20 protein-coding genes are annotated in these 22,882 nt (G+C 45.1%); 17 read left to right on the top strand and 3 right to left on the bottom strand.

Going from position 1 to position 22,882, the window contains the following annotated elements; genetic code table 11:
• Window positions 1–502 precede the first annotated feature (502 nt).
• From L865_RS23675 to L865_RS0112335, 7 genes are all read left to right on the top strand, one after another.
• Window positions 503–2,128, top strand: a complete 1,626-nt coding sequence (locus L865_RS23675; protein ID WP_281171119.1) for a TonB-dependent receptor — start codon at window positions 503–505, stop codon at window positions 2,126–2,128.
• A 612-nt stretch (window positions 2,129–2,740) separates the two neighbouring features.
• Complete coding sequence (locus tag L865_RS0112310; protein WP_028773520.1) at window positions 2,741–3,523, top strand: DUF3450 domain-containing protein; 783 nt, start codon at window positions 2,741–2,743, stop codon at window positions 3,521–3,523.
• The gene (locus L865_RS0112315) at window positions 3,523–4,878 is read left to right on the top strand and encodes a MotA/TolQ/ExbB proton channel family protein (protein ID WP_028773521.1); all 1,356 of its coding nucleotides are present in this window, start codon (window positions 3,523–3,525) and stop codon (window positions 4,876–4,878) included. Before L865_RS0112310 ends, L865_RS0112315 begins: the two co-directional genes overlap by 1 nt.
• Entirely contained in the window at window positions 4,878–5,405 is a 528-nt protein-coding gene (locus tag L865_RS0112320; protein ID WP_084632530.1) for a MotA/TolQ/ExbB proton channel family protein, read from the top strand. The genes L865_RS0112315 and L865_RS0112320 overlap by 1 nt, the downstream gene beginning before the upstream one ends.
• 14 nt (window positions 5,406–5,419) lie before the next feature.
• Complete coding sequence (locus L865_RS0112325) at window positions 5,420–5,824, top strand: ExbD/TolR family protein (RefSeq protein ID WP_028773523.1); 405 nt, start codon at window positions 5,420–5,422, stop codon at window positions 5,822–5,824.
• A 1-nt stretch (window position 5,825) separates the two neighbouring features.
• Entirely contained in the window at window positions 5,826–6,446 is a 621-nt protein-coding gene (locus tag L865_RS0112330; protein ID WP_028773524.1) for an energy transducer TonB, read from the top strand.
• A gap of 2 nt (window positions 6,447–6,448) precedes the next feature.
• Window positions 6,449–7,696 (top strand): tetratricopeptide repeat protein, encoded by a 1,248-nt coding sequence (locus L865_RS0112335; RefSeq protein WP_028773525.1) that lies wholly within the window; start codon window positions 6,449–6,451, stop codon window positions 7,694–7,696.
• Between the two features lie 50 nt (window positions 7,697–7,746).
• Here the strand turns inward: L865_RS0112335 and L865_RS0112340 are convergent, their stop codons facing one another.
• Entirely contained in the window at window positions 7,747–8,256 is a 510-nt protein-coding gene (locus L865_RS0112340) for a diguanylate cyclase domain-containing protein (protein WP_028773526.1), read from the bottom strand.
• A gap of 80 nt (window positions 8,257–8,336) precedes the next feature.
• On the opposite strand from L865_RS0112340, the gene L865_RS0112345 reads away from it, so the two are divergent.
• The 6 genes from L865_RS0112345 to L865_RS0112370 all read left to right on the top strand — a co-directional run bounded on the left by L865_RS0112345 (window position 8,337) and on the right by L865_RS0112370 (window position 13,851).
• On the top strand, window positions 8,337–10,169 hold the full coding sequence (locus tag L865_RS0112345; RefSeq protein WP_028773527.1) for a DUF885 domain-containing protein: 1,833 nt from the start codon (window positions 8,337–8,339) through the stop codon (window positions 10,167–10,169).
• A gap of 79 nt (window positions 10,170–10,248) precedes the next feature.
• Entirely contained in the window at window positions 10,249–10,527 is a 279-nt protein-coding gene (locus L865_RS0112350) for a peptidylprolyl isomerase (protein ID WP_028773528.1), read from the top strand.
• Between the two features lie 12 nt (window positions 10,528–10,539).
• Window positions 10,540–11,076, top strand: coding sequence for a GNAT family N-acetyltransferase (locus tag L865_RS0112355; RefSeq protein ID WP_028773529.1), 537 nt, complete (start codon window positions 10,540–10,542; stop codon window positions 11,074–11,076).
• A gap of 49 nt (window positions 11,077–11,125) precedes the next feature.
• Window positions 11,126–11,362, top strand: coding sequence for an RNA-binding S4 domain-containing protein (locus L865_RS0112360; protein WP_028773530.1), 237 nt, complete (start codon window positions 11,126–11,128; stop codon window positions 11,360–11,362).
• A 21-nt stretch (window positions 11,363–11,383) separates the two neighbouring features.
• The gene (locus tag L865_RS0112365; RefSeq protein ID WP_028773531.1) at window positions 11,384–11,770 is read left to right on the top strand and encodes a ribonuclease E inhibitor RraB; all 387 of its coding nucleotides are present in this window, start codon (window positions 11,384–11,386) and stop codon (window positions 11,768–11,770) included.
• Between the two features lie 110 nt (window positions 11,771–11,880).
• Entirely contained in the window at window positions 11,881–13,851 is a 1,971-nt protein-coding gene (locus L865_RS0112370; protein WP_028773532.1) for an NERD domain-containing protein kinase family protein, read from the top strand.
• Between the two features lie 51 nt (window positions 13,852–13,902).
• Here the strand turns inward: L865_RS0112370 and L865_RS0112375 are convergent, their stop codons facing one another.
• Window positions 13,903–14,769, bottom strand: coding sequence for a LysR substrate-binding domain-containing protein (locus L865_RS0112375; protein WP_037471084.1), 867 nt, complete (start codon window positions 14,767–14,769; stop codon window positions 13,903–13,905).
• A 152-nt stretch (window positions 14,770–14,921) separates the two neighbouring features.
• Between L865_RS0112375 and L865_RS0112380 the strand changes: the two genes are divergently transcribed.
• Window positions 14,922–15,701 (top strand): TSUP family transporter, encoded by a 780-nt coding sequence (locus L865_RS0112380; protein WP_028773534.1) that lies wholly within the window; start codon window positions 14,922–14,924, stop codon window positions 15,699–15,701.
• Between the two features lie 48 nt (window positions 15,702–15,749).
• On the opposite strand, the gene L865_RS0112385 is transcribed toward L865_RS0112380, so the two are convergent.
• Window positions 15,750–17,729 carry a TonB-dependent copper receptor gene (locus tag L865_RS0112385; protein ID WP_051484583.1) on the bottom strand — a complete coding sequence of 660 codons (1,980 nt, stop codon included), beginning with the start codon at window positions 17,727–17,729 and terminating at the stop codon, window positions 15,750–15,752.
• 282 nt (window positions 17,730–18,011) lie between these two features.
• On the opposite strand from L865_RS0112385, the gene L865_RS0112390 reads away from it, so the two are divergent.
• From L865_RS0112390 to L865_RS0112400, 3 genes are read left to right on the top strand one after another with little or no spacing between them, the layout of a single operon-like run.
• Window positions 18,012–18,422, top strand: a complete 411-nt coding sequence (locus tag L865_RS0112390; RefSeq protein ID WP_157577557.1) for a hypothetical protein — start codon at window positions 18,012–18,014, stop codon at window positions 18,420–18,422.
• Window positions 18,423–18,458: 36 nt separating this feature from the next.
• Complete coding sequence (locus tag L865_RS0112395) at window positions 18,459–19,604, top strand: exonuclease SbcCD subunit D (RefSeq protein ID WP_028773537.1); 1,146 nt, start codon at window positions 18,459–18,461, stop codon at window positions 19,602–19,604.
• Entirely contained in the window at window positions 19,601–22,657 is a 3,057-nt protein-coding gene (locus L865_RS0112400) for an AAA family ATPase (protein WP_028773538.1), read from the top strand. Before L865_RS0112395 ends, L865_RS0112400 begins: the two co-directional genes overlap by 4 nt.
• Window positions 22,658–22,882 lie beyond the last annotated feature (225 nt).

Genomic DNA, 22,882 nt, shown 5'->3' on the forward strand with positions numbered 1-22,882 from the left:
TGTTGTAAACATTATTACTAAGAAAGACTACGAAGGACTAAATGTCACTGGTCGTGTTGCTCGACCTGACGATGAAGGCGGTGATGGTCATGACTTCTCAGTTACTACAGGTATCAGCAGTGAAAAAGGTAACATTACTTTCTCATTTGAAAAGCAAGTCCAAGAGCCTGTATTTGACCGTGACCGTCCATACACTGCACCATATATCGCAGACGAAGATGGTAACGGTATTTTAGACTATAACTCGTCTATTGGTGTGAGTACTTATGGTGCGAGTATCAAGAACCCAAATACCGGTCTTTGGGAAGCTTCTCCTAAGTGTCAGGAGCTAGCAAGTACAGTCGATGGTTTTGTTGGTATTATGGAAGGTAGCGCGGGCAACCAGTATTGTGGTTTTGCATACGCAGGAGTTTCTGCCAACCAAGCGTCGACTGACCGTCAATCTGTATTCGTAAACAGTAACTATGAAATCACTGACGATCTGAAATTCAAAGCGCGTGCAATGATCACAAGCAACGAATCTTTTGGCCGTTATGCCCCACCAGCGGCTGGTTGGAATGATATCCCAGCAAACTCAGATCACAACCCATATGACGAAACAACGGATGGGCGTTTCCGTTGGTATCAAATTGGTAACCGTGATGGCAACGTAAGTGATTTAACTCAAGACTACATGGTTGGTCTAGAAGGTAATATTGGTGAGTCAGTGACTTGGGAAGCCTACTATCACCATAGTAACACTGACAATAAAGCCGTTGGTGAATATTACTTGAGCTACGCAGGCCTATATACTAACTTATACTTTGATATCCCGTTAGACCAAGGGATTGAAAACATGAAGTCAACAACGCTTCGTCAAGACAAGTATAAACTTGATCAAATTTTTGCTGGTGTTAGTTTTGATTTAGGTGAACTACCTGGTGGTGATATCGGTCACTACATCGGTGGTGAAACTTCGGCTATTGCTTATTCATCAACTGTAGATGCCCAATCAGAGGCGGGTCTAATTGGTGGCTCAGCTGGTAACAGTTCAGGACGTGACCGTGATATTTGGGCTGTGTTCTATGAAGGTATTTTCCCAATTTGGGAAGGGCTAGAGCTAGGTATTGCTGCGCGTTATGATGATTACTCTGATTTTGGTAGCAAACTATCTCCTAAAGCATCGTTAACATGGCGTCCATTGGATGACCTAATGTTACGTGCTTCATATGGTGAAGGTTTCCGTGCTCCAGCATTAGAAACTTTATCTCAAGCTGATAGCTTTGCAGCAGATTATGCAACTGATTACGTTTACTGTCGTTCAGTAGGTACTTCAGATGCAGACTGCCCTGAGCAGCAATATGATACTACACGTCAAGCAAACCCTAACCTAGATGCTGAAACATCTAAAACTATTAACTTCGGTGTAGTTTGGAATGGTGTAGAAAACCTAAGCATCACTGCTGATTTCTATAACCTGCAGATAGAAAATGCAATTCGTTTCGTACCTATTCAAGATATCGTAATGATGGAGTTACTTGGCTCAGCTAATCCTGATCCATCAAAAATTACTGTTGACCGTGTAACTGATGGTCCAAGTCAGCCAATCTTCAAGACTTCAACTGTAAACGGTCCAGGTCTAGAAGTAACTGGTACAAACTTCAACATCACTTACTTAATTGAGACTGGAATCGGTGATTTCCGATTGAACTCAAGCACTAACTACTTCTTCGAGTATGCTCAAGATTCATATGTTGGTGGCCCAGTTCAGGATCAAGCTGGTTTCGAACTTCAACCTGAGTACAAAACACAGTTTACGACTACTTGGTCTTTCGATCAGCACCAGATTGCTTGGAACATGGATTATGTACCTGAGACAGGTGGATATGAAACTCCAGCTTCTGATGCAAACGGCAACCTTAACGGTACGCTTGTAACGAATGGTAAGAATGATAGCTTCTTAATTCACAACTTAACTTATTCTTTTGATGGCGGTGCATGGGGTAAATATACTCTAGGTGCTCGTAACTTAACTGATGAAGATCCGGTTTTGAATACTAATGGTGAATACGCTAACGGTTATGATTCACTGTATAGTACTGGTCACATTGGCCGTACTTACACATTAGCTGGTGAGTGGAACTTCTAAAGTTAGTCTTAAATAGTCATAGAGCCCCGTATTTATACGGGGCTTTTTTTTGCCCTATTAGGTTTAAATCGATGTATACCGCTATTGGGGAAGCGTATTAACCAGCAGCTTCATAATCAATATAACTAAAAGAGATGACATATGTCCGTAATGGTTGCCATAACTCATTCAGTTCTACGTGAATAAATCATAAGATAACAATATATTTCCGATAACGACGTTGTTAATTTTTTGTTAAATAGCATGGGTTTGCTATTAAGCTTAAGTGCTTGTTTAAATGACTAATTATGTTGGTGCTGGGCGTTTGCTTATCAAAATTTTAACTAAATACACCTGTCATTTTGTCGAAAAAACTAGCTCTTAGTTAGTTTTAGTGATGAAAGGGGGTTTTTTGCCACTTTTACTGCTTCTCAAATGTTGACACAGGTCAACATTTTGTGAAATGATGCCTGCGGGTCTACATCTTAGAGGGTGTAGGAAAGGGAAGATAATAATTAACAATCACAAGAGAAATACACACTTATGACCGTGGCATTCTTGCAACAATAAGCAGAAACCACTGGTTAATTATAAGTTAAACCTTTTATTTTCACTTCAAATTGGTTGGGAACTATGTCCAAGGTAAGCAATAGAACTAAAATCGCTACAGCGCTCGTTGGAGCTCTGGCCTTAGCAGGCAGTAACTTAGTGGTTGCCGATCCACTTTCTGATGTTCAGAAGGCGGATACAAAAATTCATCAAGATGCAGCAGCATCTCAAAAGAAAGTCGATAATTATTTTGACCAAGCGCAAGACATGGCGTTTGAGTATGCTCAAGTAGCGGATACACGTGAGTCAGTTAAATCTTATAACGATTACGTAGCTGGATTAGTTGCAGACCAAGAAGCAACAATGAAACTAATCCAAGACGACATTGATGGTGTTGATAAACTGCGTCAGGGTGTTGTGCCGCTAATGTTCAAAATGGTTGATGCATTAGAGCAATTCATTGCGCTTGATCTGCCGTTTAACCTAGAGGTTCGTCAAGAACGTGTTCAACGTCTTCGCGATATTCTAAACACTGCAGAGGTAACGCTCGCAGAAAAGTATCGTCTAATTCTTGATGCATACAATATTGAGCGTGAATACGGTACTAAGCTAAATGCACAAACTGGTCAGCTTCAATTAGAAGGCAAAGAAATCTTAGTTGATTTCTTAAACTTTGGCCGTGTTGCACTTTACGCTCAAAGCCAGGACCAAAAGCAAGCTTGGATGTACAACGCAGATACAAAAGCATGGGACAAGTTAGAAGCCACTTATCTTCGTAACTTGAACAAAGCTATCAAACAAGCAAGGGGTCAAGGCGCTCCTGATATGTTTGCACTACCAATCCCTGCTGCGGAGGCTGCGCAATAATGAAAAAGTTTATCTCTACAGCAATCGTTGCTGCCACACTTTCTCTAACATCTGGCATGGTTAGCGCTGCTGATGCACCTAAAACTATTGACCAACTGTTAAAGCAAGTTCAAACGGATCGTGCAAACGCTGCTAAAACTAACAAAAATCGTGAAGCTGAATTCCGCGCTGAACGTGGTGATAAAGCCGCATTACTTAAGCGTGAAAAAGCAGCGTTAGCTGCTGAAGAACAGCGTGGTAAAGATCTTGCTCAGGCATTTACTGATAACGAGCGTAAAATTGCGCAGTTAGAAGAAGACCGTAAGATTGCTCAAGGTGACTTGGGCGAAATGTTCGGTGTTGTTAAAGGTGAAGCCGGTGATTTTGCTGGTAAACTAGTTGGCTCAAACGTAACTGCACAGTTTCCTGGCCGTGATCAATTCATCGCTGAGCTTGGCGCACGTAAAGAACTGCCAAAAATTGACGAGTTAGAAAAGTTCTGGGAAGCTCAGCTTTTCGAAATGGCTGAGTCAGGTAAAGTGGTATCTTTTGATGCTTCTGTAACTGGTCTTGATGGAGGTGTTAAAAACACAACTGTTACGCGTGTAGGTGCTTATAACCTACTTGCTGATGGTGAGTATGTTGTTTATAACGCTGATCTTGGTCTTATTCAGCAGCTATCTCAACAACCTGGTAGCGAGCAAGTGGCAAGTGTAAAGTCATTTGACCAAGCGACTTCAGGTTATGAAAAATTATTCGTTGACCCTGCACGCGGTGTACTGCTAAGTGTATTCACACAAAAAGCTACCATTGAAGAGCGTATCGAAGCGGGTGGACCAATCGGTTACATCATTATCGGTCTACTTATTCTTGGTGCGCTGATTTCTATCGAGCGTCTAATTACTCTGTACCTAGTTGGTGCTAAAGTGAATGCGCAACGTAAGAATATCGATAACCCAGGTAATAACCCACTTGGTCGTATCCTTAAGACTTACCAAGAAAACAAAGACGTTGATGTTGAAACGCTTGAGCTTAAGCTTGATGAAGCTATCCTTAAGGAAACTCCAGCACTTGAGACTCGCATCTCTATCATTAAAGTACTTGCAGCTATCGCCCCAATGATGGGTCTACTAGGTACTGTAACGGGTATGATTGCAACCTTCCAAACGATTCAGTTGTTCGGTACAGGTGACCCACGCTTGATGGCTGGTGGTATTTCTATGGCACTTATGACTACTGTACAGGGTCTAGTTGCTGCACTACCACTAATGTTGATGCACGCAATTGTTATTGCGCGTAGCAAGTCTGTAGTACAAGTTCTAGAAGAGCAAAGTGCAGGTATTGTTGCAGCGCACGCTGAGAAGAGGAACGCCTAATGATGCTATACCTGATGGACATCTGGGATTCCGTCAGGGGCTTCATGGCCACCGGGGGCGACGTCCTCTGGTTGGTAGCGGCAGTGCTATTTATCATGTGGGTGTTAATGCTTGAGCGCTATTGGTACTTAAATCTAATTGCACCAAAAGAGCACAACAACATTATCAAAGCATGGAAAGACAGAGAGGATTCAACCTCTTGGTATGCACACCGTATCCGTGAAGCTTGGGTATCCCAAGCGAAACAAGATATGAATGCTCGTATGCTGATTATCAAAACTCTAGTAGCTACCTGTCCTATGATTGGTCTACTAGGTACCGTAACCGGTATGATACAGGTATTCGATGTGATGGCAGTTCATGGTACGAGTAATGCTCGTATGATGGCAGCTGGTATTTCAATGGCGACCATGCCTACTATGGCAGGAATGGTTGCGGCACTATCGGGCGTATTTTTTAGCACTCGATTAGATGCAAAAATGAAAATCAGTTTAGAAAAGCTAAAAGATAGCTTGCCACACCACTAGAGAGAGTATTTAAAATGGCACGTAAAAAGCATTCAAGTGTAGAAGAAGAAGCACAAGTAGATATGACGCCGATGCTCGACATCGTGTTTATCATGCTTATCTTCTTTATCGTAACAACGTCGTTCATTAAGCCTTCTGGTCTTGATTATAAAAAACCAGAAGCATCAACAGCGACACAAAAGAAATCTGCTAACATCTTTATTGGTGTGAGTAAGACAGGCGTAATTAAGATGGAAAACCGTCAGGTTGACATCGAGCGTGTTACAGCAAACGTTGAACGTATGCTAGCTGAAGCACCAGAAGCGGCTGTATTAATCGAAGCAGACCAAGAAGCTGAACATGGCCTTGTTGTTAAGGTGATGGACAACGTTAAGAAAGCGGGTATCGATAAGATCTCGATCTCTGCGGGGAAAGACTAATATGCTGAGAGCAATAGTATCACTCATCATTGGTGCTGCTGTTACTTTCGCCCTGTTTGTCTTTATGGCCTTCTTGGTCGGTGGCGGCGCTAAACGCGCCGACACCAAAACTGATTCTCCTATTATTGAGATCAGTATGGATAAGCAGGATACGAAAGTTCAGGATAAGCCTAGGGTAAAACCTAAGCCACCAACTCCACCTGAGCAACCACCTCTGCCGGATACACCTCCGCCAGATAGTTCATCTGACATTGATACTAATATGTCATTTAACATGGGTGGTGTAGCTGCTGGTACAGCTAACACAGGCTTCAAGCTTGGCAATATGATGACGCGTGACGGTGACGCAACGCCTATCGTTCGTATTGAACCACAGTATCCTATTGCCGCCGCACGTGATGGCAAAGAAGGCTGGGTACAGCTAAGCTTTACTATTAACGAACTTGGTGGTGTTGAAGATGTGAAAATCATCAAAGCTGAACCAAAGCGTTTGTTTAATAAAGAAGCACGCCGAGCGCTTAAGAAGTGGAAATACAAGCCAAAGATTGTAGATGGCAAAGCCATTAAGCAACCAGGCATGACAGTTCAACTAGACTTTAGCTTAGACAAGGGAGGCAAATAACAATGCGTAAAGTTAATACTATCGCTGCGGCTATATTGCTTTCTGTTGGCGGAAGCGTAGTGACACTTCCTACAGCAATGGCTGCGGAAAAGTGTCCTATCGAAAAACGTCAGTCTAAGGCTGTTGGCCAAAGCGCTGCAAAGAAAGTACAACGCTCTTTTGAAGCATACCAAGAAGGTAATGTGGATGAAGCGATAGCGATATTGCTTGAGGCTAATGCTAAGAATGACTTCGACAAAGCGTATATTGCGCGTATGTTGGGTAATTTCTACGCTGAAAAAGGCCAAATGAGTACGGCTATCAAGTACCTTAAGACCGCAGTCGATGCAGATATATTGGGTGGTGTAGACCACGGCGCTACTGTACGTCTTTATGCTGATCTCTTAATTCAAGAGAAAAAGTTTAAAGAGTCGATTCCAGTTTATTTTGATTGGATGGCATTTACTTGTAAGGAAGATGCACAAGTCTACCGCCGTATTGGTATTGCCTACTCAGAGCTTAAGCAATGGGATAAGGTTCTTGAAGTCGCGGATAAGGGTATAGCTATCACTGATAAGCCGGATAAAGGCTTATATCAGATGAAGCTAACCGCTTATTTCAACCAGAAAGACTATAAAAATGCTATCAATGTATTAGAGACTATGGTGCCACTGTTCCAAGACGATAAACGTCTTTGGGTTCAGTTAGCACAGTTTTATCTGATGACTGAAGATTACACTAATTCATTAGCAACTTATGACTTAGCGTATCGAAATGGCTTTTTAGAAACTGCAGGTAATATTACTCGTTATACTCAGTTGTTAGCTCAGAATGGTTCACCATACCGAGCTGCAAAAGTTTATGAAAAACACCTAAACTCTGGATTAATCGAGAAGAAAGAAAAGTCACTTTCTATTCTTGCTGGTTTTTTCCACAATGCTAAAGAGCTAAGTAAAGGTGCCGAGTATTATGGTAAAGCAGCAGAGCTAGAGAACAGTGGTACTCTTTATTTGCGTCAGGCGCGTTTGCTGACATTACAGGAAAAGCATAAACAAGCTATTCCTGTCTTGAAGAAAGCGCTTGCTGCGGGTGGTGTGAGTGATGGCGAGGTTCAATTTGAACTTGCGTTAGCTTATTTAGGCACTAAACAATACAAGGCTGCTTATCAGCGTTGTAAGTTGGCTGCTAAAGATAAGAAAACCGCTAGAACAGCAAAAAGCTACCTGGCTTATATCGAAGAAAAAGCGCGTATTTATAACGTTGCCCTATAATTGATATGAGTAATAAAAGCCCCTTTAAAGGGGCTTTTTTTTGGGTCTAATTAATTTAACTTTCTCAGTGCCATATGCTGATCTTTCTCTAACTCTAGTTCGTGGGTCAGTGCTTCAACATCCTTAAATAGTGATTCAATGCGGATGTTTTGTTCTGGCTGACACACATAAGCTGCCAGTTCATAGTCGACATGGCTTGTGTGTTTACGTCGATATTCCTGATTAAATTCTGCTATTTTTTCCTCAATTCTAGATATCACGACTTCTGTACCTGGTTGATCAATATTGAAAAGCCCTAAAGCAAAGTTATTGTGATTGAGTCGGGCAACCAAATCAGTATTACGTAGAATCGCTTCCTGAACTTGTTTCATGAAAAATTCTAGTAAATGAGGTTGCTTTACTGTTTCATGAATGTGTGGGCACAGATACAATAGAGCCAAACTTTGATGCTCCCGTATATGACGGTGCCACTCACGGTTAAACACTTCCATAAAGTAGGTTTGGTTGTAGACGCCAGTTTCTGGATCTCGAAAACCTGAGTTACGAAATGAGTAGATCATTGACTAGCTCCTTTATTGGTCCTGATGTTAAGTATAGAAAATTAAACGCGATCGCACAGAATAAGAGGGATAAAATAACAATGAAGAAAGGTATACTGACGCTTGCTATCGCATCAGCGCTGACACTATCAGCCTGTTCGCAAGAGAAAAACTCCCAAGTAACCGCTAATTCAGATGTAAAACAAACTACTGAAACTGCAGCTAAGCAGTCAGCAGAGCAAGCGTACCTGGCGCTGGTAGATCAATATTTTAAAGATGTGCTGCAACTTAACCCTATTTATGCCACGTATGTAGGAGTTAATGATTATAACGACCAGTTTGGTGATTCATTGACTGAAGGGTATCTGAAGGCCCGTCATGAGCTTAATACTCGATATCTTAAGCAAGTCAAAGCGATTGACAGAAACAGCCTGCCAGCAAACTTGCAGCTAAGTTACGACATGTTTAACTATGATCGTAATGTGGCGCTAGCCTCAGAAACCTTTCCTGAGCATTTTATTCCGATGAACCAGTTTTATAGCACTGTTATCAGTATGGTGCAGCTGGGCAGTGCAGAGAGCGCTCAGCCTTTTAAAACGGTAGAAGATTACCATAACTGGTTATCGCGCTTAGATGGCTTTATCAATTGGACTAAGCTTGCTCAACAGCGCATGGATGAAGGGATTGCAAGCAAGGTGGTATTGCCTCGCGTTCTGGTTGAACGCATCGTGCCGCAGTTGCAAGCTCAAATAGTAGAGGGTGCTGAAAACAGCCTGTTTTATGCGCCAATTAATAAGCTGCCAGAAGGCTTTAGCGACGCAGAGCGCACCGAGCTCACTAATGCTTATAAAGCAAAGATTGAACTCAAACTCATCCCAGCACTTGAAAGCCTTAAAAACTATTTTGCTAACACCTATCTGCCTGCAGCGCGAGCCAGTGATGGGTGGTGGGGATTGCCTAATGGTAAAGTTTGGTATCAGCATCTTGCTAATCAGCACACTACGACGACCATGCCGGTTGACGAGATTCATCAAGTTGGGCTCTCTGAAGTGGCGCGCATTTTATCTGAGATGGATGGTGTTAGAGAGAAAGTGGGTTTCCAAGGTGACTTGAGCGCATTTTTCGATTCACTGGGATCTGAGCCGCAATATTTCTTTACCGAACGACAAGATCTTGTCGATGGCTACATGGCATTAAAAGACAGTATTAATGCCGAGCTACCTAAGTACTTCAATGTGATGCCTAAAGCTGACTATGTAGTGAAACCGGTGGAGAGTTTCCGCGAGCAATCTGCCGCCGGAGCGTCATATCAGTCGCCGGCGGTTGATGGTTCACGACCTGGGGTGTTCTATATCAATACCTACAATTTAAAAGCGCAGCCCAAATGGGGCATGACAACCCTATCGCTGCATGAGGCAGCACCTGGTCATCACTTCCAAATCGCTATCAAGCAAGAGCTAACCGGTGTGCCTGAGTTCCAGCGTTTTGGCGGCTATACCGCTTTTGAAGAGGGCTGGGCGCTATATGCAGAGTACTTAGGGATTGAAATGGGCTTATTCAGCGACCCTTATCAGTATTTTGGTAAGCTGTCTGATGAAATGCTGCGTGCTATGCGTCTGGTTGTCGATACCGGTTTGCATGCCAAAGGCTGGAGCCGTGAGCAGGCAATCCAATATATGAAAGATAATTCGCCAATGGCAGAATCTGATATTGTTGCGGAAGTGGAGCGCTACATGGCGATTCCGGGGCAAGCCCTGTCTTATAAAGTCGGCCAGTTGAAAATATTGTCACTACGTGAAAAAGCTGAGACAGCGCTGGGTGATAAGTTTGACTTGAAAGGCTTCCATGACCAAATCATCACTACCGGTTCGCTGCCAATGGCTGTTATGGAGCGCAAAATCGACAACTGGATAGCGACGGTAAAAGCTAGCTAATATTTGAAAATTCACTAGGTAATCCCAGCTGTTGTGGCATACTGGCTGGGATTATTTTTACCCAAAGAGAGGACATAACATGGTTCAAGCAACAGCGCGTCACTTACTAGTAAGCTCAGAAGAGCAATGTGAAACCTTAAAGCAACAAATTTTGGATGGTGCTGAGTTTGCTGATTTGGCTAAAGCTCATTCATCTTGCCCATCAGGTGCTCAAGGTGGCGATCTGGGATCGTTTGGTCCAGGCATGATGGTACGTGAGTTTGACGAGGTGGTATTCAGCGCGCCATTGAATGAAGTTCAAGGACCTGTGAAAACCCAATTTGGTTATCACTTGCTTGAAGTAACCAGTCGCGGTTAATCGAGCCTATCGATGATTGAGCTCTATACCGATAGACTTAAAATTCGCTCGCTTGATGCACAAGACTGGGATGATTTCCTGCTTGTGCATCAAGACCCTGTGGTGAATAAGTTTGTCAGGCGCCCCGATAGCTTACCCGAGTTGCAAGATAAGTTTTGCCAACGTCTTGCCCCATGGGAGTTTGACTCTGGTAACTGGCTAATGCTTGTTATTGAAGAGGTCCACAGTGGCAATTTTGTCGGGTTTACTGGCTTTTATGCCAATAAACCTGAGCTTGGACATGTCGAAGTTGGTTATATGCTTTCGCCACGCATGCAAGGTAAAGGCTATGCCAGTGAAAGTTTAGAAGCTGTGGTGGATTGGGCTTGTTTGCAGTTCGCAGTGCATAAATTTGTTGGCGTTTGTGCCAAAGATAACCTTGCCTCATCCAAGGTGTTGGAGAAGTGCGGATTTCAACTTGAGGGCGTACTTCGAGACAATATTCGCCTAGATGATGCTTGGGTCGACGATTGCTATTATGGTTTGTTGGCATCAGAGCGTGCACAATAACCAGCAAATGATATAATCGCGTCGATAAGCATTAATTAAGGGTTTAAGTGTGACTGCACAAATAGAAACATTGGCATTATTGCCGGGTGATGAATATATCGAACTGTACAAAATCTTAAAAGTTCAGTCGATGACCAGTGGTGGCGGCGAAGCAAAGTTTGTTATCAGTGAAGGTCAAGTCACAGTAAACGGTGAAGTTGAAACGCGTAAACGCAAGAAAGTAGTGGCCGGTGAAGTCGTTACTTATAACGGTGAGTCAGTACAAATCGTTGCTTCACAAAGCTAGCAACACAGTCAGGAGTAGATAATGCAATTTCCAGATGACGACAATGGCAAAATGCTAGCGGCAATGCAAGAAGCGGGCATAGACTTAACTCAGGCCCTAGATGTTGATTATTTTTTAGTATTTGAAGATCAACGTGACGCAGAATCTGCTGTTGAAGAGCTAAGTCAATCAGATTTAAAAGGTGAAATTGAATTGCACCTAAATGATGAGCTCGGTAAATGGGAGCTGATTGTGTGTTTAAATATGGTGCCCGAATACGACGCGATTGTTGCTCAAGAAGTGGCGCTTAATGAGTTTGCAGCCGAGTTTGGCGGCGCAACCGACGGCTGGGGCGTAATGCAGCACCAAGAAGGTGATGATGAGTTTGCTGATGACGATCATCAGTGCTCAGACAGCTGTAACCACTAGCCTTACTACTAAGCCACTCTTGCAGTGGCTTTTTTATGCCTAAAAAATAATGACACACCTGTCTGCATTCAAACACTTCGACAGGTCAAATGCCACTAAAGGAGATAAGAATGGCAAAGTTAATTAGTTTTGGTACTCCTGTAAATGATGCCGAACGCTGGGCGTTTTCTTTGCTTGCAGATGAACTGCCAGAAAACTACATCTTGCTCACTAATGTGGAAATTCCGACTAAATCTGGTCAAGCGATGGAAGTCGATGCACTTGTGATTGGTGAGTGGGGCGTCTACGTCGTCGATGTAAAAGGCTATATCGGTCGACTTGATGCCGGACTGCACGCGTGGTCACTTGACGGCCGTCAAGTCGACAATAGCCTAGCGAAAGCCAACTATGTTGCGCGCGTTTTAGCGGGTAACGTCAAGCATAAAATCCCCGTAGGTGTATATGCACCTTGGTGCCAAGGCATGGTGTTTGTTACTGGGCGTAAGGGCGAAGAGATTGAGCTGGAAAAGCAGCAAGGCTCGTTGAGTATCTACACGCCTAAACAGATCGTAGCGGCGTTGACTAAAGAGTGGGGGTTAACCGCTCCGCATAAACATCAAGTCACCGACAAGCAAAAAGAGATGGTGCTGGAAACCATCGGTCAGGTGGCATTAGTTGAGCAGCGCAATAACAAGATTCAAGATTTCATTAAACTAAAGTGTTTGTTTATTCAAAGCGGGTTAGAGGTTTGGCAATCTGAGTATAATCCAGGTGATTGGACTGCCCCTTGGTTGTTGAAAATCTTGGTGCCAACGCAATTTGAAAGCGCTGAGGAGTCAACACGTTATGAACTCAGATTGAGGGATGAATTTAAGCGAATGCAAGGCCTGGCTGGCTGCAGTGGTGTGCCGCAATGTGCACCGCTTATCCAAGATGGCGAACAGTTGGTGCTGCCTATTCGTATGCCACGAGGCGTACCGCTCAATGTACTTGAGCACGAAGCACTAACAACTTATCAATTGCTCGAAATTTTGCGCCGCTCAGTGACTGGCCTGCAACAAATACATCGCCGCGGTTATACCGTTGGTGGCTGGACTAGCAATTGTATTTTCATCTCTGATATTGGTGATGTTGAGTTTATTGATATCAAAGATAATTTGAACAATAGCCAAGATATTCAAGCCTATGCCAAAGGCTTTTTGACTTTAGCAGAGCAAACCAAGCAGCCACGTATTTATCAATGGTTTAGATTAGCTGCTGCGGGCGGAACCATCGACTTGGATGCGCTACGCTGCGATCTCTCGGCGCTTATTGATAACGGTGTTTGTGACACTTTACCTGAAAAGGTTGAAATCGCGACTGGGGCGATAATCGATCATCACTACCGACTTGACCAGTTTATCGCCGCGACTGAAAGCAGTCAGTTTTGGCGTGCTAAACACCTGCAAGGTCAATACAACACCGGTGTATCGATTTATCATAAGGTTGAGGCTAAATGGCCGCAACTGAGTAATCTGTATCGCAGTTTGTCGAAGTTGTACCATCCCCATGTTGAAAAGGTGTTGGCTTTTGGGCAGTTGCCACAAAGCGAAACCTTGTTTATTGCCAGAGCGTGGGAATACGGCGTGTCACTTGATGATGTCTCAGAAGTTCAGCTTGGTCAGCCTATCATGTGGTTTACCCAGTTACTGTCCGGGTTGCAGTTTATGCATCAAATGGACATTCACCATGGGGCTATTTGTCCTAAAAATATCATCTGCAACCGAGAGAAAGCCATTTTGGTGAATTTTGGTATTGGGCTCGATATTGCGACAAGTCATTATGCTAGTCGTTATGCCGATCCAGACCTTTGGGCCGCAGAAGGTGATGCTGAGAAAGATCTTTACGGATTGGTAGCAAGCTTTATTGCGACATTGACGCCGCTAAACTTACAAGGCGAGGGGGATCAGCAGGGCATCATCAATGCACTGCATGCTTTTGATAAGTCATGGTTTGGTGAAAAGACATTTGATACGTGTTTAAAGGTGCTTAATTTTGAGTTTGATGCTCAACCTGGAGTTAACTACCTTGAAGCATTTGATGTTGTTGAAGAGCTAATCTAGCTGAAAGTGCCACAGCGCCCGACTTTGTCACTTTGTTTGCAAAGCTGGGCGCTAATGTCGATAGGGGGCGAATATCTCTAGTAACCAATCGATGAAGGCTTGCGCCTTAGCAGGAAGGCGCTGCGCTTGCGGCGACAGTACATAATAGCTGTAAGGACTGGTAAAGTGATTATCAAATGGGATCACTAAGCTGCCATCGCTGAGTTGCTGTTCGATAAAAAAGCGCGGGATTAGAGCGATGCCCATACCGCTGACTGCCGCCTGGCTAAGCATATAAAAATGCTCCATACCAAACTTCTTATCATTATTAAGCGTAACCCCCACCTGTTTTGACCAAAGCGGCCACAATTCTGGTCGTGTTGTGTGCTTAAGTAGCGTTAATGAATTGATATCATTGAGGCTGTGCAATGTGGTTGCGAGTTGCGGACTACAGACTAGACAGAGATCTTCATCCATAAGCTTGACGTACTGACAGCCTTGGGGCGCGCTAGTGACACTGCGAATAGCGATATCGTAGCGATGCTGATTGAAATCGACATTAAAATCACCGATAGACAAGTCCACGTACAAATGCGGGTAGCGTTGTTTAAATTCTTCCATCCGGGGGATAAGCCAGTTAATGGTAAGACTAGGTAACACATTTATTGACAGCGATTGATTGTCAGTACCAGCGGTGCGAATGTCAGTCGTGGCACGGCTTATTGTCGCCAAAGCAGCTTGAATCTGTAATAAGTAGCGTTGCCCAGCTGTGGTAAGGCTCACCTGTCGGTGTTGGCGAGTAAAAAGCGCACAGCCTAAATCACTTTCTAACTGTTTTATCTGCTTACTAATTGCACCATGGGTGAGAAATAACTCCTTGGCAGCCAAACTAAAGCTCTGGTGCCGAGCAGCTGCTTCAAATACCCGTAGAGTGGTCATTGGCGGTAAGGTGTAAGACACAGTTTTTCCTGTATGGTGACATAATTAGTGTGAGAATATCTCACACAAGTGGATAATAACTCCTTTGAAATTGGCAAGCAAACCGCGTCTAATAGCAAGCTGTTATATTGTCATCGTTTACGGATCACTAAATGGCCATCGAGCTCTCATACCAATTAATCGCACTACTGTTTTTTGTGGCCATTTTAGCCGGCTTTATTGATGCCATTGCTGGCGGAGGAGGATTGTTAACGATTCCGGCATTGATGTGGGCAGGCTTACCACCGACCGCAGCATTAGCGACCAACAAATTGCAGGCTTGTGGCGGCAGTTTTTTCGCCAGTTTATATTTCGTGCGCAAAGGGATGGTTAAATTATCGCAGATGAAATTGGCCATTGCGTGCGCCTTTATCGGTTCGGCGTTGGGGACCGTGGCAGTGCAAATGGTAGACACCTCGGTGTTAGAGTTATTACTGCCATTTCTCATTTTGGCTATCGGCGGCTATTTTCTATTTTCAAAGAAAATTAGTGAGCAAGATCGACATCAAGTATTAACGCCGAGTATGTTCGGTTTCACTGCAGCCCTTGGTGTTGGTTTCTATGATGGTTTCTTTGGCCCAGGTACCGGCAGTTTCTTTGCTTTAGCTTTTGTTTCGTTAGCCGGATATGGCTTGGCTAAGGCCACAGCACATGCAAAAATACTCAATTTTTCTACCAATATTGCGTCGCTCATCTTCTTTGCTATCGGCGGGAAAGTGTTTTGGTTGCTCGGATTTATCATGCTAATAGGTCAGGCTATTGGGGCCACATTGGGATCTAGACTGGTGATCACTAAGGGTACTAAAATCATTAAGCCATTGGTGGTAACCATGTCCATCGCGATGAGTATTAAGCTGCTATCTAGTCAGTATGATCTGTTTGGGTGGATTTAAAGCCAGTGCCTTGTTCTGATGAGCAAGGCATTGCTGCAGATAGACTCGTTAAAAGTTGTAGTCGAGCTTTAGCCACGCGGTTCGCCCCGGCTCGTTAACTTGGAACAGGGGTTCACTGCCGGGAATATCGTTGCCAGCACCAGAGCGACTGATGTGTTCGGCATAGGTAATGTCAAATAGGTTCTCAACCCCAAAACTGATAAGAATATCATCGTGCTTCCAAGCACCATTGATGGCCAAGGTACCAAAGCCGCTACTTTCCGCTAAATCTTGCCCAGAGATGTTGCCCTGTCCAATTGCCACCCTATCTTGTGCGGCGACCATGCGCCACAATAACCCCGCAGTCCAGTTTCCGCGCTCATAGTTAAGTGCGATTCGTCCTTCTAGGGGAGATATTTGTCCTAATGGGGTGTTGTCTGTGTCATTGTCACCATGACTGTAGTTGACCGAACTTATGGTCGACCAATGTTCATTAAACTCATAGGTTAAGCTCAATTCCGCTCCCCAAATCGTGGCGTCAACGTTGTAGGCGGAGGTTTTGTCTGTGTTGGCGTCGATTAAAATGTAATCTTTAACTTTGCCATAGTAGAACGAAGATGATATCTCGACTTCAGCCTGATAAATCCAGCCAACGTCTAATTGGGTGGTTTTTTCCGGTGCTAAGTTAAAGGATTTCTGTGCCGGGTCATCGATATCTGCTTTCATTAACTCCCAGTAATCAGGAATGCGGGTGGCGTGGCCGCCACCGATATAGTACTGGCTATTGCCAACTAAGTATTCATACCGAATAAAACCACTGACTAAATCATCTTCTCGCAGCCCTTGTTGGGCGACAAATAGTTCCGTTTGCCATTGATCAAGCCGCGCCCCGGCGAGTACTTTTCCTTGACCAATTTGGTAACTAGACTCGACAAATACGCCTATGTTTTTGTGACGCATATTATCGTTAAATGGCTTGTTTAGAAGGTCGTCAAGGCCACTATCTATTGCCGGGTTGATGCTGCGGCCTTCATGTAAGCTGTCCATGTAATCGACACCTAGCGTGGTTTGCCAGTTGTCTGTTGAGGCCAGTTCCAGCCATAAGTGGCCACCGAAAGTAGTGCGGCGAACATTGGTGCCAGCGTTATTGCCCTGGTCAAACTGGTCCATAATGTGATCGTTTTCGTTGCTGTATAGTTGTAGCTCTACATGCTCGAACCAGTGACTATCCAAATCAATTTGCGTCAATAGACTTAGGTTTTCATTGCTGATTTCTCGGGCTTTATTGGCGCGGTCGGCGTATTCGGCCTCACCACTAGAGCGCCCGTACGCCAGCTCGATCACGGTATCGTCATCGGGCGTCCAACCTAGGGCAAAGTTGTAGTTGTTGCGATCATAACTTGACTGTATGGTATTGCCGTCACCATCTTGGTAGTGATCACTTTTTGATTGATTGATGTCCATATCGATATAGTGCATGTCGGTACCCGCTTTTAGTTCAACCAGATAATCTTGGCGACCAAAGCTGCCACCGGTAACACTGGCTCGTCCTTCCATATCTTTTTCGCTAAAGCTATGACGATCTTTTTCAAACAGCACGGTGCCAGCGGAACCGACCGGGCCATATTTTACCGTTTGGGGTCCTTTAATTACGGTGATGTTGTCATAGGATTCTGGGTAAATATAAGCCGTAGGTGGATCCATTCTACCGCCACAGGTGCCGGCCACATGTTGACCATCGTCAACGATACTGACCCGTGAACCGCCCATTCCACGCAGGGTGGGATCGCCACCAGCGCCGCCTTTTCTACCTACGCTAAAACCTGGTATCGTTTTCAAAAAACCTGCACCGTCATAGGCCGGCAAAGGTAGTCTCGGCTTTTTAGGATCGCTACTGACTTTGGTTGGTTCACGCATCACCTCACCCGTCACAACTATATAGTCATCACACACTTTGTCATCGCAATGTGCCGGCGCGTCGGCATAAGCGCCAGTCAGTGGCAGGGCAGCGGCGGTCGCTATCACCAAGTAGTTCACTTTACAGCTCATGTGAATGGCCTTTTTTATTATCGGTTGTTGATGCCTTTGTCGCAGATTGACCCGCAGCGAACAATCTAAATGGTGCAAGCTGCGACACTGTGTCACACCCAGAAGTGATCTGATTCACACAATTGATTTTATTACGCTTTACTTAAAAATTATCGGTGAGTGAAACGTTAGGTTTGAGACAGTAAACACTTCGTGTTACCGTTGGCCAATCTATTCGATAAATCAGCGCTTATGGCAGCGCGACAACCCCTAGGTCAGCGTTCACGGTCAATGGAGCATGAGGTGGAGTTAGCAGGACTATTAGTTGCGGGAATTAGTGCGTTAGGGACTTTAGTTCAAGCTTACTATGCCGCTAAAAGCAATGACAAACAGGTACCGCAGAAGGCGATTCGCAGTGCCAATAAACGCGCCAAAGCACCACTGAAAATTGGTACAAAAACCGTTGATGCAGTGATAGACGATCAATTATTACTGCAGCTATGCAAAGATATCGAATCTCATCATGCACAGCTTGTGGCTGCCTTTCGTCAACCGGGCTTAAGCGATGCGGAAAAATCTCAACAAGTGGAACAGGCGAGACAACAAATTTGTCAGGTCTTGCTAGAAATAAAAAGGTTTAACCAGCAAGTTCTACCGACCAAGCGGTTACAAAATTTGTGGTTGTCTAATGGCTGCAAAGAATCAACACCGTAAGCTAGGTCAGCAAGTTTAATCAAACGATGAGAATTCATGAAATTTATCCATACCTCTGATTGGCATATTGGTCGTCAGTTACACAATCAAAGTCTGCTTGAAGATCAACGCTATATTCTGGCGCAGATAGTCGATTTGGCTCGCAGCCATCAAGTTGACGCTGTGATCATCGCCGGTGATATCTATGACCGCTCAGTGCCACCAGCCAGTGCCGTCGCCCTGCTCGATGAAGTGGTCAATCAATTGGTCAATGAGTTAGCGATAAAGGTGATCATGATAGCGGGTAACCATGACGGCCATGAACGCTTGGGTTTCGCTGCTCGGCAGTTGCAAGAGGCTGGCCTCTATATTCAAGGGCCGCTAAGCGCGCAAATAGACCCTATTGTGCTGCATAGTGAAAGCGGCGATGCGGTGTTTTACCCGCTACCGTATGCCGAGCCTGCCACAGTGCGTCATCTTTATGATTGTGACGTGAATAGTCATGAACAAGCCATGGCCAAACTGCTCGAGGGCGTCAGCAGCCATGATAGCCAGGGGCTACCCAAAGTGGTGATAGCACATTGTTTTTTAGATGGGGGCAGCGAGTCAGAATCTGAACGTCCTCTGAGCATAGGCGGGGCAGATAAAATCTCACCTAGCCTATTTACAAACTTTGACTATACCGCGTTAGGTCATCTGCATGGGCCGCAATACAAAGGTCTGGCCAATGTTCGATATTCGGGCTCTATCTTGAAATACTCTTTTAGTGAACAAAAGCAAAATAAGTCAGTCACTTTGGTTGAGTTGACGCCTGCTAATGCGCCGCATATTGAGTTGTTGCCGCTGCAGGCTAAGCGAGATGTGCGCATTATTGAAGGGGCATTAGAGGAGCTGTTGGCTAAGGGGCTTAACGATCCATTGCGTGACGACTATATTATGGTACGCCTGAGTGACAAGCAGGCAATACTCGATGCGATGGGCAAGCTGCGTAGTGTTTATCCCAATGTGCTGCATCTAGAGCGAACCGGTTTAATGGCGAGCAGTGATAGCCTGGCAGTGCGGGCCGATCATATTAAAAAAGGTGAGCTAGATATGTTCAGTGATTTCTTTGAACAGGTTTCTGGCGTTGCCTTAACGCGCTCACAACAAGCGTTAATGGTAGAAACCATAGATGCGTTGCATAAGTCAGAGGACAACCAATGAGACCACAAGTATTAACTATGGTGGCGTTTGGTCCCTTTGCGACTAAGCAAGTCATCGACTTTACGTCATTGGGAGAAAACCCGCTATTTCTGATCAACGGCCCTACCGGGGCAGGCAAAACAACCATCCTTGATGCAATTTGTTTTGCTCTATATGGCAAAACAACTGGCGATGAGCGTGAAGGCAGCCAAATGCGCTGTGATCTAGCGGCTGAAGATCTGCTTACTGAGGTGAGTTTTCAATTTCAGTTGGGGACCGATGGATATTTAATTCGGCGGGTACCAGAGCAGCAGCGCCTGAAAAAGAGTGGCGATGGTCATACAGTGCAAAAGAGCGAAGCACAGCTATATCGTATTGAAGCTGATGGTGAACACACGCCCTTGGTCGCGACCAAAGTGTCGGAGGCGACAGCGGAAATTGAATTGCTGACCGGGTTAGATGTAGATCAATTTCGCCAAGTAATGGTGCTGCCACAGGGCAAGTTTCGTGAATTATTAATGGCTGATTCTAAAGCGCGTGAGAAGATTTTTAGCCAACTGTTTCAAACTCATATCTATCGTAAAATAGAAGATAAACTTAAGTTTCAGGCCGCCAATATCAGAAACGCGGTGCGTGAACACCGTAATAAACGTGATGGTATGCTGCTCAATATTGAAGTCAGCTCCGATGACGCGCTACGTGACGAAATTAGTGGCCTAGAGCCGCGCCTGACTCAGGCAAAAGTTGACAATGAACAAGCTAAATCGTCACTGATTTCTGCCAGTAAACAACTTGATGCCGCCAAAGTACTGCTTAATGATTTTAATGAACTGGGCAAACTTGAGCAGGCCCAAGCACAGTTTCAGAGTAATGAGCCACTATTGTTGCAGCGTCAACAGCAACTAGATAATGGCCATAAAGCACAACAACTCAAACCGCTACTTGATGGCAGCGCCGCACGTGATGTCGAGCTTAAGCAAGCTCAAACATTAATGGCAACTGCGCAGCAGGCTAAACAGCAAAGTGAGCAAGCCCTAATTGAGGCTAAAAAGCACTTTGATGCGCTGCCCGAACAAGAACAGCAATTGCAGCAACTGCAGCAACAACTGCAGCAGCTAAGCCAGTTAGTGCCGCAGCTCAGCGGGTTAGATGAACTGTATCAAGCGGCCAAGCAAGCGAGCAGCGCTTTACAGCAAGCTAAACTCAGTGGCAGCAAATCGCGCGAGCAATTTGATGAGTTACAACAGCAAATTGAGCAGCTTAAGTTACAAATTCCGCCACTAGAGGACCTTGCTGCTGAGCAAGTGAGTGCCGGTCAGGCTGTCAGTCACCTTAGTGAGATGATTGAGCGTTATCAAGGGTGGTTGCAAGCAAAGTCATTGGTACAACAAACAGAGCAGCAGTTAGCACAGGCAAAACAGCACGGGCAATTGCTGCGTGATAAGTTTAGCCAAGCCCAGCTTACTCATCGCCAATTGCAGTTAGTGTGGCATCAAGGCCAGGCTGCCAGTTTAGCCATGCAACTCAATGAGGGTCAGCCTTGTCCGGTTTGCGGAAGTGAGCAACATCCGAATTTGGCAACCAGTGATGAGCGTTTGCCCAGTGAGGAGGAGCTCACCCAGGCACAACAAGCAGAAGAGGACGCAAACTCTTCGCTCACTCGGGCGCGATCGGAATACGCGGCGCTGCAAACGCGATTACAAGAGCAACAGAAATTAGCTGATGAATTGCAAAATAAGTTGGCGCAGTACAGTGAACAGTCTGTTGATGAACTGCAGCAGCAATTACTACTCAAGCAGCAACTACTCGCCAAAGCCAATCAAGGGGCTGAGCAGCTTAGTCAACTGCGATCACAAATTAATGAACGAGAAGCCAGTGCACAGCAACAACGCAATGCATTGGAGTTAGAACGCGAGCGATTTCAGGAATTACAGCAGCAAGTTTCTAGTTTGCAGGGCAAAGTTGAGCAAGCAGAAAATCATATTCCGGCTGACTACCGCAGTCTTGATGCTCTGCAATCAGCCATAAAACAATTAACGACTGACGTTGAGCAGCGCCAGCAAACGATTAATGCGACTCGACACTCCTATAGCCATGCCCGTGAGCTTGATGCATCACATAGCGCATCTGTCACTGCGGCCCAGCAAAGCCAGTCACAGTGTATCGAGTTACAACAGCAGGCACTCAATGAGCTTAATACCGCGCTGGCTGAACAAGGCTTTGATAGTCAACAAGCATTGCAACAGGCCTTATTACCGGCTGATGTGTTGCAACAAATAGCCACAGAAATCGCGAATGAGCGACAGCAGCGAATTGAGAACCAGGCCCGTTTGTCACAGCTAAACGAAAAATTGGCGCAGCAAGTTACGCCCAATTTGACTGAGGTGGAACAGCAGGTCCAGCAGGCTCAACTTGCGCAGCAAACTGCTGAAACCGCATGGCAGGCCCTGCAAGGGCGGATGACGCAGCTTGTGCAGACCCAAAAGCAGCTAGAGCAAGCCGATGCTGCGGCTAAACAGCTAGAGGATGAATACGCCGTAGTGGGTACCTTAGCCGATGTTGCCAATGGTCAAACGGGGAATAAAATCAGTTTGCAACGCTTCGTGCTGAGCGTTTTGCTAGGCGATGTGTTGTTAGCCGCGAGTGAGCGACTACAGTTGATGAGCAAAGGCCGCTACCGACTATTGCGCAAAGAGGACAGAGCGAAGGGCAACAAAGCCTCAGGCTTGGAGTTAGAAGTAGAAGATGCCTATACCGCAAAAGTTCGCCCAGTAGCGACTCTTAGCGGTGGTGAGAGCTTTATGGCGGCGCTGTCTATGGCGCTTGGACTTTCGGATGTGGTGCAGACATACGCAGGCGGTATTAAACTTGATACGCTGTTTATTGATGAGGGTTTTGGCAGTCTAGACCAAGACTCTTTGGAACTGGCCATCCGCACCTTGATAGATTTACAGTCAGCGGGTCGTATGGTGGGCGTTATTTCCCATGTTTCAGAAATGAAAGAGCAGATAAGTAGCCGCATAGAGATCACCAAATCTGCCAATGGCAGCATAACTCGTGTTTGTCGCGCATAAGCATTGTCACTAGGTTTGATTGTCAACTGAAAAGTTGGGCGTAGAGCGCGCCGTAGACCGACTAATATTTGAATTCTAGCCCGCAGTTTTTGCGGGCTTTTTATTGGTTGGCGAAGACTAAAATGAGGTCGCTTATTGTCAATAGCCACTATCTTTACGAATATTTATGCAGGTTTTGTTGCATGGATCATTTTGTATCTGCAGCAATCTTTGATATAAAAGGAC

Origin of the sequence: Shewanella waksmanii ATCC BAA-643 (genome assembly GCF_000518805.1) — a bacterium.
Lineage (GTDB): Bacteria > Pseudomonadota > Gammaproteobacteria > Enterobacterales > Shewanellaceae > Shewanella > Shewanella waksmanii.